This window comes from Aeromonas sp. MdU4, from assembly GCF_041929505.1.
Taxonomy (GTDB): Bacteria; Pseudomonadota; Gammaproteobacteria; order Enterobacterales; family Aeromonadaceae; genus Aeromonas.
Map to the genome: position 1 here is coordinate 1 of NZ_JBHFMW010000032.1, position 12,891 is coordinate 12,891.

General features: G+C 47.3%; 11 protein-coding genes and 3 pseudogenes. 5 read left to right on the plus strand and 9 right to left on the minus strand.

The features are described from left to right. Nucleotides 1-272: pseudogene (locus tag ACE1BR_RS19070) on the plus strand (IS5/IS1182 family transposase); the annotation flags it as partial. On the opposite strand, the gene ACE1BR_RS19075 reads toward ACE1BR_RS19070, so the two are convergent. Further along, the gene (locus ACE1BR_RS19075) at nucleotides 179-709 is read right to left on the minus strand and encodes a hypothetical protein (RefSeq protein WP_374873065.1); all 531 of its coding nucleotides are present in this window, start codon (nucleotides 707-709) and stop codon (nucleotides 179-181) included. The pseudogene ACE1BR_RS19070 and the gene ACE1BR_RS19075 sit on opposite strands and share 94 nt — an antisense overlap. 171 nt (nucleotides 710-880) lie before the next feature. Continuing rightward, nucleotides 881-1,396: a hypothetical protein gene (locus ACE1BR_RS19080; RefSeq protein ID WP_374873067.1), complete on the minus strand. Its 516-nt coding sequence runs from the start codon at nucleotides 1,394-1,396 to the stop codon at nucleotides 881-883. 29 nt (nucleotides 1,397-1,425) lie between these two features. Here ACE1BR_RS19080 and ACE1BR_RS19085 point away from each other — a divergent pair, with 29 nt between their 5' ends. Next, nucleotides 1,426-1,653 (plus strand): hypothetical protein, encoded by a 228-nt coding sequence (locus ACE1BR_RS19085; protein WP_374873069.1) that lies wholly within the window; start codon nucleotides 1,426-1,428, stop codon nucleotides 1,651-1,653. 355 nt (nucleotides 1,654-2,008) lie between these two features. Next, nucleotides 2,009-2,620 carry a GntR family transcriptional regulator gene (locus ACE1BR_RS19090; protein WP_374873071.1) on the plus strand — a complete coding sequence of 204 codons (612 nt, stop codon included), beginning with the start codon at nucleotides 2,009-2,011 and terminating at the stop codon, nucleotides 2,618-2,620. Between the two features lie 55 nt (nucleotides 2,621-2,675). Here ACE1BR_RS19090 and fucO read toward each other — a convergent pair whose 3' ends face one another. From fucO to ACE1BR_RS19125, 7 genes and pseudogenes are all read right to left on the minus strand, one after another. Further along, the gene (gene fucO, locus ACE1BR_RS19095) at nucleotides 2,676-3,827 is read right to left on the minus strand and encodes a lactaldehyde reductase (RefSeq protein WP_374873073.1); all 1,152 of its coding nucleotides are present in this window, start codon (nucleotides 3,825-3,827) and stop codon (nucleotides 2,676-2,678) included. A gap of 87 nt (nucleotides 3,828-3,914) precedes the next feature. Continuing rightward, nucleotides 3,915-4,814 carry a dihydrodipicolinate synthase family protein gene (locus ACE1BR_RS19100; RefSeq protein WP_374873075.1) on the minus strand — a complete coding sequence of 300 codons (900 nt, stop codon included), beginning with the start codon at nucleotides 4,812-4,814 and terminating at the stop codon, nucleotides 3,915-3,917. 39 nt (nucleotides 4,815-4,853) lie between these two features. Continuing rightward, on the minus strand, nucleotides 4,854-5,954 hold the full coding sequence (locus ACE1BR_RS19105) for a mandelate racemase/muconate lactonizing enzyme family protein (protein ID WP_374873077.1): 1,101 nt from the start codon (nucleotides 5,952-5,954) through the stop codon (nucleotides 4,854-4,856). Between the two features lie 41 nt (nucleotides 5,955-5,995). Beyond that, nucleotides 5,996-6,982 carry an aldo/keto reductase gene (locus ACE1BR_RS19110; RefSeq protein WP_374873079.1) on the minus strand — a complete coding sequence of 329 codons (987 nt, stop codon included), beginning with the start codon at nucleotides 6,980-6,982 and terminating at the stop codon, nucleotides 5,996-5,998. Nucleotides 6,983-7,022: 40 nt separating this feature from the next. Beyond that, nucleotides 7,023-8,402, minus strand: coding sequence for a PTS transporter subunit IIC (locus ACE1BR_RS19115; protein ID WP_374873081.1), 1,380 nt, complete (start codon nucleotides 8,400-8,402; stop codon nucleotides 7,023-7,025). Nucleotides 8,403-8,415: 13 nt separating this feature from the next. Then, nucleotides 8,416-9,270, minus strand: a complete 855-nt coding sequence (locus ACE1BR_RS19120; protein ID WP_374873083.1) for an amidohydrolase family protein — start codon at nucleotides 9,268-9,270, stop codon at nucleotides 8,416-8,418. A gap of 337 nt (nucleotides 9,271-9,607) precedes the next feature. Continuing rightward, a pseudogene (locus tag ACE1BR_RS19125) lies at nucleotides 9,608-9,859 on the minus strand (transposase); the annotation flags it as partial. Between the two features lie 238 nt (nucleotides 9,860-10,097). On the opposite strand from ACE1BR_RS19125, the pseudogene ACE1BR_RS19130 reads away from it, so the two are divergent. Together ACE1BR_RS19130 and ACE1BR_RS19135 are read left to right on the plus strand one after the other, a co-directional pair. After that, a pseudogene (locus ACE1BR_RS19130) lies at nucleotides 10,098-11,212 on the plus strand (DUF4113 domain-containing protein); the annotation flags it as partial. 638 nt (nucleotides 11,213-11,850) lie between these two features. After that, on the plus strand, nucleotides 11,851-12,825 hold the full coding sequence (locus ACE1BR_RS19135) for an autoinducer 2 ABC transporter substrate-binding protein (RefSeq protein WP_042057355.1): 975 nt from the start codon (nucleotides 11,851-11,853) through the stop codon (nucleotides 12,823-12,825). The last annotated feature ends 66 nt before the right edge of the window (nucleotides 12,826-12,891 follow it).

The window sequence follows — 12,891 nt, forward strand, 5'->3', positions numbered from 1 at the left end:
CTCGCAAGAACGCTGGACTCTGGAAAAAGGGGCACCCAAGAAATGAGGCCGTGCTGGTGATGCGTAAGGAAGGGTTGGCGCACTGGAAGAAAATATCGGGGTATCACCGTCGCTCGCTGGCAGAGACGGCGATGTATCGGTTCAAGCAGTTGCTGGCGGGGAAAATCAGTCTGCGTAACTACAACAGCCAAGTGGGAGAAGTCATGGCGTATGTAAGCGCCATAAACAAACTGAACACTCTTGGTATGCCAGTCAGAAAGCCCCGAGTGTAACGGTTATTTGGTGCTGGGGCAGTTGTGGCTTGACAGTAGATTTGGGAAACAACACCGATCTGGCGCATGGAGCGCTTTTGCAACTGACACCAGGACTTGTAACGGTCGCAGAACTGGGAGTAGCTGTAACAGCTGTTGGGATAGCGCTGGGTGTACTCCTCCCAGAGCAGTTGTTTAGAGACCCCCTTACGCTTGAGCTCCTGATGGACAGAGGGCCAACCCAGCACGACATGGCGGGCCGAGATCGTGGTATCGGCCTGCGGATAGAACAGGGCAGCCAGTCGGCCATCATCAAGCTCGGTAGGTAAGGGCCAGGTAAGGCCAAGCGCCTGGGCACTTTTGAGGAGTTTCTGGATGGAGCCGACGCTGACCTTGGTACAGATACTGATCTGGCGAAAAGAGAGCTGAGCCTCCAGCCGCAGTCGCAGTCGCAGCACTTAACGAATTTTACGCATTGCAATCCTCTTGGCAGACATAGGCTCTTCCCTGGCAAAAGGGAGAGCGTATCAAAGGTTGTTAAATCAATGCGTTAAGGATGATTCCGGTGAATGTGAACACTGTTTCCGGAAAGGAGGGGCAAAGTGTTCAGGTTGAGCCGGAATGAGCGTTCACATTGGTCCAGAAATGGTGTTCACGTTGAACCGGAATTGGTGTTCATGATCGGCCGGAATATGCAGGTGGATCCCGATAGGCATGACAATGCCAAATTCAGCTAATAATCCCCTTATTTGGTCACCAGTACCTCGACGTGGCGGGTCGACCGGCTGGTACGGCTGATGATGATCGCCAACAGGCGGGCAGTCCGGCATCGCTATCAGTTGGGGCGCCAGCAGGACCACAAAGAACCACGCCAGCACTGCTCGACCAAGCTGGGACCGATTAAACCTGCCCACCGTTACCACCAGGCACCACTCACCGATAGCGAGCTGGTGGCGCTGTACAAATTCTCCTGCTGCGCCCTTTACCAATCTAGGAATGGACCGGGAGCCCTGAGCAGGCACCTCGGCTGGTGAAGGCAATACAGCAGTTGCAGCAGGCGCTGGCGCTGGCGCAAGATGTGCTGACCCGGTTGTCGCTTTGGGAACAAGCCCCTTAGGGAGAGATGTGATGATCAGAACCGTCACTCACTCCCTTCTTCATCAGGAGCACTACCATGATCGAATTCAATGACAGCTTTAGCCAGGCCGCCGTGGGAGAGGCCATGTGTGCCCACCCAGGGCTTGCCAAGCTCATCAGTCAGCAGTTGATGCTGCCGGGCTTTGCCTATGCCCACGATGTGGAGGGAAGGCGTATTGGCGGGCCACTAGTAGCGCCCAACCCTGTGCTGCACAAGACCGCACTCTTTGTCAGCCCACGGGATATGCGTGAACACCTGCCGTGAGAGATTAACTTCGCCTGCTTTCGCTGCCCCTGTAATGCAGCGGGTCAACCAGTCGGCGAGTGGCAACGGGTGATTGTCGGATCCTACGTCAACCATGGCAGTAATGACGCACCGAACTGGAGTAGTCATACCTGAACCAGGACTACCAGCACACACCAATACCCCAGCCAGCCCATCACTTCGAGGGTTATCACAACCCGAAGCGGGAAAAAGTGTCTGGATCTATGGGGTCAAATCCAGGGGGAAAATCCACTTCGGACATGAATTGGCCAACTATTATCCATTGATTTCAGCATGCTAAGCGGATATTTTGTACATCATTAATCACGATAGTTACCATCGTTGAACCCAATCTATGAACATTAGTGAAAAGACTTATCATCAGTTGAAGGTAAAAATTATTGCCAATGAATTGGTAGGTGCCATTTCAGAGAATGAGTTATGCCAGGAACTAAGTGTTAGCCGTACTCCACTGAGAGAGGCTCTATTTCGCTTGATGGCTGATGGCTGGATAGAATCGTCAAGAAACAAAACTAAAACTATCAAACCGATCACGTTAAGTGAAATTCGTGATATTTTCCAAATTAGAAAAGATATCGAAATCATGGTATTGAATCTGTCATGGGATAACCAAGAACCTGAGCTTTATTGCGCTATCAGGGATAAAATAGAAGCTGGATTCCGAGATAATAACCAACTACTGCTGCTTGAAGCAGATAATGAATTGCATGAGCAGCTTTTGTTAGATTGCCATAACTCTATTGTCACCAAAATGGTGTCATTTATTTATGATCGTTTACGGATGCTGCGCTCAAATAAAATGAAAGATGAATCCATCGTTAATTCATCTACAGAACATCTGAAAATTTGTGATGGGATTATTGCACGTGATATCGAGCGAGCCCGAGAAGCCATTTCCCTGCACGTCGATGCGTCTTATAACCGTTTATTCTCTCGCTTTAAATAATCGTTGCATTGATTAACCGTGACCGGCGGAAACACCGGTCGCGGTTTACTATCTGTTAGAAAATATGACGATATAGCGCCTTAATTTCATCTAAATTAGTATCTCGCGGATTTCCACCCGTGCAGATATCCGCCAACGCGGCGTTGGCCAGAGCATCGATATCCTCTTCTTTCATACCAACATCACGCAGTCTGACTGGAATATTAACATCCTTATTAAGCTGGGCAACAGCCTTTATTGCGGCCTGACGAGCCTGATCAAGTGGTAGATACGAAGCTTGTTTATCACCAAGAGCAATGGCGATGTCACGGTATTTCTCACCAGTATACTCGGCGTTGTAAGCCATGATATGCGGCAACAGTACTGCGTTAGCCACACCATGAGGGGTGCCATAGAATGCCCCTAGCGGATGCGCCATTCCGTGCACCAACCCCAACCCGACGTTAGAGAATCCCATACCGGCAATGTATTGTCCCAAAGCCATACCCTCTACACCTTCGGCATCACCCTGCACTGAGCCACGTAGTGAACGACCAATCACTTCGATGGCCTTCAAATGCAGCATGTCCGTCAACTCCCAGGCTCCTTTAGTAGTATAGCCTTCAATGGCATGAGTTAACGCATCCACCCCAGTCGCAGCCTTCAGGCTCGCTGGCATGCTGGCCATCATCTCGGCGTCAATAATCGCTACAATTGGAATATCATGTGGGTCATAACAGACAAATTTACGGCGTTTTTGCACATCGGTTATAACATAGTTGATGGTCACTTCTGCCGCCGTTCCAGCGGTGGTTGGAATAGCAATCATCGGCACAGCGGAATTTTTGGTATCCGCTCCCCCCTCTAAGCTACGAACATCAGCAAATTCTGGGTTATTGATGATGATGCCAACTGCTTTACAGGTATCTTGCGGTGACCCTCCTCCTATAGCGATCAGATAATCGGCACCTGATTGTTTGAATGCCTCAACACCTTGCTGCACCACTTCAATGGTTGGGTTAGGGATCACTTTATCGAAAATGCTGTAGGGTAATCCGGCGCCCCCCATTATATCCAACACCTTAGAGACAATATTGAAACGGATAAGATCGCTGTCAGTAACAATTAATGCTTTTTTAAATCCACGTTTTTTTACTTCATCTACAATACATCTGATTGCTCCTGCGCCAAAATAAGAGGTTTCGTTTAAAATCATTCTGTAAGCCATTTCATACTCCTTTAACTTAGCTGGTACTTAAGAACCATGTTTAGTTTAAGAACTCAACTTTCGAGTGATGTGATAACCAAGCCTGTTCTATGATTTAATATCAAACAGTGAATCAATCGTGCGGCATTCCTGCTCAGTCAATTCACCAGCAAAGCTACGTGACTTATTTCCAGAATATTTAAACTTTCGCGCAACTGTTGTTTTAATAGTAGTAACGAAATCATTTCCAATGGTATAAACAGCTGAAAGTCGGCTTATCTCACGTTGGATATTATTCAGCAGGGTGACATCGTTTCCTTGCCAGGCCTGAATCGCTTGAACGAATAATTCAGGAGCTATATTATTTAACCCAGAAATCACCCCAGCACCGCCTGCCAGCAGATTAGGTATTAAATATTCATCATAGCCAGAGAGCACGACAAAATCGCTCCGTACAGGCATGACGGCTTGAATAATTTTCCGAGTATGAGAAAGGCAGTCAACAGTATCTTTGATCCCAACAAAGTTGGGGAACTCAGTTGCCAGTTGAACTACCGACCCAGCATCTAGATCGCATCCTGTACGTGCAGGAAAATTATAAGCAAACCACTTCCCGCTTATCCGATGGCCCAATTCACGATAATACTCCAGCAACTGCTGCGGAGTTTGCTGAAAATAATAATGCGGCAGAACCATTACCGCTTGATAGCCGCAAGCGTATGCTTCTTCCGCCAAACGCAGCATGTCAGTGACGCATGTAGTGGAAATGTTTACTACCATTGGTAATGATGACATTACCCGTGCCTCGCGAATTAACGCCAAGCGCTCATTCAGCGTCAGTGAGGTGAACTCCCCAATGCTACCCATGAGCAGAATGACACTGGTTTTGGCTTCAGTCAGGCGTTGTATATGTCGATGTAATGCCGGAAGGTCAATCTTTCCCTGTCCATCAAAAGGTGTAATTGAAGGACACCATGCACCACAGAACATAGCGTTACTACTAGTCATGACAAACGCTCCCTTTAAAATAAACATGTACTGATGATGTTATTCAATAATATGATGGACTAATGTTTCAGTACTTATTTTATGCCAATCCCATTGGATTCCCAAACCAGGTTCTTCCGGTGGATAAGCAAAGCCTTCGTTAATATTAACCTTGCTAAGAGTAATGCCATCCAACTGAGGAATATATTCCAACCAGCGACTATTGGTGATGGCGCAGCATAGTGAAATATGTACTTCCATTAAAAAATGAGGACAGACAATTTTATTGAAACATTCAGCCATATGCGCGACCTTAAGCCATGGTGTAATACCACCAATTCTGGCCACATCAACTTGTATTATATCTGCTGCGTTATTTTGCAGATACTCTTTGAAATGTTGGATTGAATAAATAGACTCCCCAACAGCGACTGGAATAGTTGTCGATTCGCACAGTTTTTTATGGGAATCTACATCTTGTGCCAGGAATGGCTCCTCAATCCACGAAAGGTTTACATGCTCTAATAACGCTGCTCGTTGCTTACCTTCCGAGAATTTAAACGCTTGGTTGCAGTCGGTCATAATGACATACTCTTCCCCCACAGCTTCACGAACCGCTTCTAATCTCTCTATATCCCTCACCGGGCTTGCAGAACCAATCTTGATTTTCGAGCCGCAGAACCCCTGTGCTTTGACGGCCAACGCGTCATCTACTAACTCTTGAGTGCTTAAATGCAGCCAGCCCCCTTCCGTGGTGTACAGTTGCATTCGGGTTTTAGCTCCGCCGGCCACTTTATACAATGGCAAGTTCATGCGTTTGCATTTTAGATCCCACAAGGCAGTATCGATGGCCGCCAGCGCCAGAGAAGTGATCGCACCAACTGACGTTGCATGAGTGGAGAACAACAGCGATTCCCAAATGCCCTCAATCATGGTTGCATCTTGTCCAATCAGTTTGGGCAACAGATGGTCGCACAACAAAGCAACTACCGAAGATCCACCCGTGCCAATAGTGTAGGTGTATCCTTCTCCCACTGCCCCACTCTCAGTTGTTAGCCGAACAATGGGTGTTTCCTGGGAAACAAAAGACTGAATAGCATCTACACGTTTAACCTTTGGTTTTAAATCAACCATAAAGATTTCGGCTTTAATTATTTTCATACACCCTCAATATAAGTTTTTTTAAAAATTACAAGTAACAACTATTTAATACCTAAATTGGCCAACTCATCCCATAGCACTGATGGTATTTCATAATTGGCCCATTCATAATTAGTTAAGGCTTGTTCTACGGACTGTACACCACAGGTGACAGTAACCACGCTTTTATTCCTAAGAGGAAATTGTAACGCTGCCGCACCAACAGGAACATTATGTTTTTCACACAACGAATCGATATGTTTAATTTTTTCTATTACTTCAGTTGGTGCCGAGCCATATTCATATCGCGATGTGGATTTATCTTTAGCGACCAGTATCCCGGTGGCAAAAGGCGCGGCAATCGCTACAGAAACACCATGCTCATCGCATTTATCAAAGAATGTTTGATGATCGGTTTCTAATAAATTATAGCGGTTGGCGAGCATGAAAATATCTGGCTCCGCGTTATCCATCACCTCCATTAGAATTGCTTCTTCATTTGCGCCAACCCCCCAAGCTTTGATATCTCCATTACGTTTCAATTCTTCCAATGCCTTTTGGCCCGACTCGCAGAACACTTTGAAATGTTGTCGTTCCAGTGCCGTCTGGCCGTAGGTGTAAGTGCCGATATCGTGGACATAGAGAATATCGATATAGCGGGTTCCCAAACGCTGTATTGAGTCCTCATAAGACCGCATGATGCCTGAATAGGAGTAATCTGCGAGGCGGTTGAATGGGTTTTCATCAAGGAAGAACTCGCCCGCTTCCAGACCAGGCTGCTGTTTTCTGGATTGTAGTAGGCGGCCAACCTTAGTGGATAACACATATTCACTGCGTTCCAGACCGCGTAACCCCAACCCTAAACGTAATTCGGAAAGACCGCTACCATAGTGAGGGGCAGTATCAAAATAACGCCAACCCACCTGAATGGCTTTATCAACAATAGCCATCGCTTCTGCGTTACTCAACATTTTAAATAAATTAGCTATGCTCGCTGCACCAAATGTCAAACTGGGAACCGTAATATCTACGCTCTTGATCGTATTCATGGTAATCATCATGCTCTCCAAAAATTAAGTTTATTATCAATTAGTTTTGTTTTTTCGTGGCTAGCGTTGCTACTTTTACGTACTCTTTCTTGATGTTAAAAATCATTCTCAACACAATGACAATTATGCAAGTAGTGACCAAAGCCAGTGTGCTTAAGACCAAAGGATGGAGCGTATTAAGCAATTCAAACATTTTATAGAAAATATAGGATATGGCATGTGAGCCCCCATCAATAGAGGAAGCCATCATCTCCTTAGGTACATTCAAGTTAGCTTTCTCTGCCAGTGCCTGCGAGACAACAGCAAGGTCTGAGCCAAACCACAAAATGCCACAGACAATAACAATGCCATTGATTAGCCCACGAAACATATTTCCGTTACAGGCAACGGTACCGAATACAACGAATATCGGCAGATAAGGGATGTCGGCGAAAGGCATCATTGTATTAAAGGGTAAAACAGTACTAATCAAAATGGTTAATGGCACCATTAAAATACCAACTGATAATACTGCTGGGTTTTTAAAGGCAATTTCACCACTAATTCCGAAATAAAGTGACTTGGTAGGAAACCGCTTTTTTACCCATATGGAAGCAATTTCTGTAATCGGAACTAATCCACTCACCAATACTCCAGCCATAGTTGGCAATAACACCATCACTGCGGCAAAATTCATTCCACTTTTAATTATTTCACTGAATGGTAATGCCCCCAGCACCCCGATAACAATCCCTAGAATGGCACCCATAGCTAACGGACTGCCAAAGAATCCTAGTTTTGCTTCTATCTTACTCAGATTAAGGTCTATTTTATTAATCACCGGAATTCGATCGATAATACGATCCATCAGGAATGCCAACGGTGCCCAGGCGACAATTTCAGCTTGAGTGATGGTGACATTCGGGGTATCGCAGAATTTTTGTACGTGTGGTGCAATATAATCGGCAATTTTCAGGGTGATAACAAAGGTTATCCAACTGGCAAAAATACCGGTCCAGAATGAGCCTGTCACCTGTTCAACAATGATGCCAGCAAATACGAAGTGCCAGTAGTTCCAGAAGTCGACATTCAGAGTTTTGGTGGTATTAGTCGAAATCATGATCAGATTGGTGACGAAACACAGCGCATACACAACTGGCAACGATAATGCCGCTAGGCTGAATGCGCTAATAAGTGGCCACCCGAGATCCAGTACTTCATAATGAAGGTTCAGGTTCTTAACCATCGCCTCCGTTGAACTGCTGAGAGAGCTGACCATAAAACCGATCAGCAATGATAGTCCAAGAAAACCAATGCCAACGGTCATGGCATTCTTTGCTGCATCCGCTAATCTGGCACCAAAGATCACCGCAAACACGAACATGATAATTGGTATTACCACTGCCGGACCAAAGCCCAATATATATTGTATAACATCCATGATGTGCCTCCTGTTATTTCAATGAATAAACTTTTTCGGCCACGGTGTGAAAAAATTTGTCTGGTGAAATAGCGCTGTTGACATTTAAATAACGCTGACACAAAGACAACGTATTTACGTAAGGCATAGCCAATAGTGAAACCGGCCAATCTGAACCAAACATCACTTGGTCATCGTCAAAAGCCGCAAAAACCGCGCTTATATAGGGTTCTATTTCCTGATAAGCCTGTTCCAGCCCAGTCCAGTTTTGATAGCCAGCTTCCGTCGTCATACCGGACAATTTGCAAAAAACGTTGTTGTTGCGCTGGCCGATTTGTTGCAGCTTTTCACTCCATTCTTTTATTTCCCCTGACCTGATGGCCGGTTTAGCCATATGCTCAATGACAAAAACTACGTCTGGACATGCAGAAATTAGTTGGCTGGCAGCGTCCAACTGCTGCGAGGTGATCAATAGTTCATATACCAACCCTTGTTCACCAACGCAGCGAACGCCTTGAATAAACTCCGGCGTCACCAGATGGTCAGCAAGCAAACCCTGCGACATATAACGAATGCCTTTTAGTGCACGGGATTTGGCCTTTAGCCGCTGTAATTCTTGTTTTACTGCTTGTCCTTGGGTGATATCAGCCCAGCCTATAACTCCTTTGATCTTGTCCGTTTGTTCTGCGGTCTCTAGTAACCATTCCGTTTCACTCAGCGACGGTACTGCCTGTACTAGAATGGAACCTTCGACTTGCTGCTCATCAAGTATCGTCAGCAAATCCTTGATCAAAAAATCACGGCGGATGGTAACCATGTCTTCAGTGATCCAGCTGAAATGCTCACCGTTGCAGTGCCAAATGTGGTTATGGGTATCAATAATTCTCATCGCACCTCCGCTGTATTTATATTGTATACAATAAGAATACAGTATCTGGCAGTGATGAAAATACAACCAACAAGTTCATTATGTGCGCGCAAGATCACAATTTTTGAGCAGAATATCGCAGAGAGGGACAGATGGTTTTGCATAGGGGTAGATTTGAGTCCATCCGTACGGAAACATGCGCCAAGTTCCATAAAACAAGAAGGCAGCGCAAGGCATGGCTGGGCCTGGTGGTGTCGTTAGATATAGCCACACCCCGCTTCACACTGAGGCGAGGTAGGGTCGGCAATCAGGTTATTGCAACGTCAGGTAGGAACAGATACATCAAGCCGGTACCTGATTACCCATGATCCTCAGCCATCTTTAAGAACCGGTATGACATGGGTGGGCTGGCAACTACGGCATGACCCAGTTGAGCCACCATACTCTTGAGGTCAAAACGATGATTGAACCGGAAGCAGTATTCCGCCAGATGCCTTGGCAGATGCTTGGCCCCGAGTGTATGGCAGCTGCCCCGTAGTGAGTTTTTCACATTACCAATCATCGTGTTCACCCAGTTGAATGCCTTGTGATCCAGTAAATCCAGTGCACCTTTGCTTTTGGCCATGATCTCGCACCTCCAAAACTGTACGTAAGATCAGTATAGCTTGGCGTGCCTGTAGATCATGGGTAATCAGGAGCCGGTATGACGTGGACCTCCCGCTCACCCAAGTAGGGAACATTAAGGGTGACGGTGATCGCAAGGCCAAGGAGGCTTGGATGGTACGGATCCGATTCTCTCGACGCAGCATCGGAACCTGAGAGCTCTGAGCAAACCGCCACTGCCCCAGGGCATCAAGATGGCCGGGCCCTACTTCAAGATCCGCGAGCAGTTCGAGGCGCATGGCGGTGTGGCGTTCAGCTCCAACTACGCGCGCTATGGCGATATGTCGGGCCGGGTGATGAGCACGTAAGAGACCATGGCACCAGAGCTTGAGGTCTACTCCATCGATGAAGCGTTCCTGTCATTGTCAGAGTCGTTTGCCAGGGCTCTGACTGCATATGGACAACAGGTCCGGCAGCGAGTGTGGCAGTGGACCGGTCTCACGGTAGGAGTCGGGATTGGTCCCACCAAGACCCTCGCCAAGCTGGCCAACTATGCTGCCAAGAAGTGGCCTGCCACAGGCAGAGTCGTGGATTTGCGTGACGAGCTGCGCCGTGCCCAGTTGATGGCCAACACCCCGGTGGATGAGGTGTGGGGCATAGGGCGGCGCTTGGGAGCCAAGTTGGTGGCACAAGGCATCAACACAGTGGCAGACCTGGTGGCGAGCGATGCCAAAGGGTTGCGCGCCCAATACGGTGTGGTGGTCGAGCGGATCGTACAGGAGCAGCGTAGTCTGCCTTGCGCGGAGCTGACCGTTGAGCCGGTGGCGAAGCAGCAGATCCTCTCGAGCCGCTCCTTTGGTGAGCGCGTGACCGACTGTGGGGAAATGGCCCAAGCGTTGTCAGGCTTATGGCTCGCGCTGCCGAGAAGCTACGAGCAGAGGGGATGTGTTGCCAGCGGGTTCACCTGTTCGTGCGTACCAGTCCCTTTGACGAACAAGCCCCTTACTACAGCGAGCAGGCTGGCGCCCGACTGGTCTGCCCTAGCGATGACACCCGGTTGTTGCTGCAGCAAGTGAACCTGCTGCTACCGCAGATTTGGCGCGACGGTTACCGCTATCAGAAAGGCGGGGTCATGCTGAGTGAGTTCACCCCCAAGGGGCAGCAACAGGCCGATCTGTTTGCCCCGTTCCCTGCTCAATCGGATGCGCTGATGGTCATGATGGACCAGATCAAAACCAAGGGATTGGGGCGCGTAGGCTTTGCCAGTCAAGGCACGGGGTCAGCCGAGTGGATGATGCGACAAGAGCACCTGAGCCCCTGTTACACCACCCGCTGGGAGGACCTGCCGGTGGCGAGGTAGTCCCTGAGCTCGCTGGCCTGCGGTTGAGTCAACCCAAGTGATGACACTATGTTGCTCGTCGCTTGCCATAAACACACCTCAGTTCAGTCGGTGCGCCTGATTCACCGAGGGTGGCCATTACATTAACTGCCCACCTCGATAGATACCCTAAAGATAAACCACGTTAAGCAGGCTGACTCGACATTAGTCCCGTAATTTAATGACGCAATATAAAAACAACATCGACTAAATACCCCACCCCAAGCCACTGCTTTATAGGTGACAAATAAAAAATAATAACTTAACACCTCTGAGCAATATGCTTTATTTGTGACAAATGTTCAATTTTGAACATTTGACAGCTATTGAACTCACTGCAACTTACTGATTCTGGTTAGTGACAAAAAACACACGTTAAGGAAGTGTACTTTATTTGTATCTCAATCATTTGGTTTTAGCGCGCTTTTAGTGGTTGACTTACTACACCATTCAATGGAAACACAAAATTAACAACATCAGTTACACAAATAAACGTTTTCGTGCGCAGCTCACAGTTTTTGAGCGATGAAGGGATTTCGTATATTGCAAATTTTATATTGGCACAGCTAGGTAGGATGAATACCAGCACTCTCCCCCTACGTCCAAAAAGGTGAGCCAAGGTGAAACATTCCATTTTCAAAGTCGGTGCACTCTCTCTGGCAATGCTATCTGCCGGCGTGATGGCCAAAGAGTACGAGATCGTTAACGTAGTGAAGGTGTCCGGGATCCCATGGTTCAACCAGATGAACAAAGGGATTGAGCTGGCGGCTAGTGACTTAGGAGTGAATGCCCGTCAAGTAGGACCTTCAACGCCAGATCCTGCTCAGCAGGTAAAAATAATTGAAGATTTAATTGCCAAAGGTGTTGATGCAATCACTGTGGTCCCTAACGACGTTACAGTATTAGAACCTGTATTTAAGAAAGCTCGAGAGAAAGGTATTGTGGTATTAACTCACGAGTCTCCTGATAAGCACAACGCCGACTGGGACATCGAGACCCTGGACAACACCGTATATGCCAAGGCAACAATGGATGAACTGGCCAAGCATATGGGTAACAAAGGAGGCTATGTAGTGTATGTCGGCTCCTTGACTGTACCACTGCATAACAACTGGGCAGACCTCGCCATTGCATACCAGAAACAGGTTTATCCTGAGATGCATGAGGTGACTAGCCGTATGCCTGTCGCCGAAAGTGTGGATGCTTCTTATGCCACGACTAATGACTTAATGAAAGCTCACCCAGATATGAAGGGGATTGTTTCTTACGGTTCTTTGGGGCTGATCGGTGCCGGTGAGGCGCTCAAAAAGAAACGCGCCAAAGATAAGATAAGCGCGGTAGGTATCTTGATGCCAAGCCAAGCAGCTCCTTATCTGATCCGTGGGGAAATTGATAAAGGTTTCTTATGGGATCCTGCAGATGCTGGTTATGCATTAGTTTCTGTTGCCAAAATGATGCTGGATGGTAAGGAAATTAAAGATGGGCTAGAAATCCAGAATCTGGGCAAGGCTGAAGTAAACGCCGAGACTAAAGTCATCAAATTTAACAAGATCTTGGAAGTAGATAAAACTAACGCAAGCAGCTTGGGATTCTAAGTCCACTATCCCTTATGGTGAGTCAGCATAACTCTACACCTGGCTCACCATTTTTAGAGGCCTGTG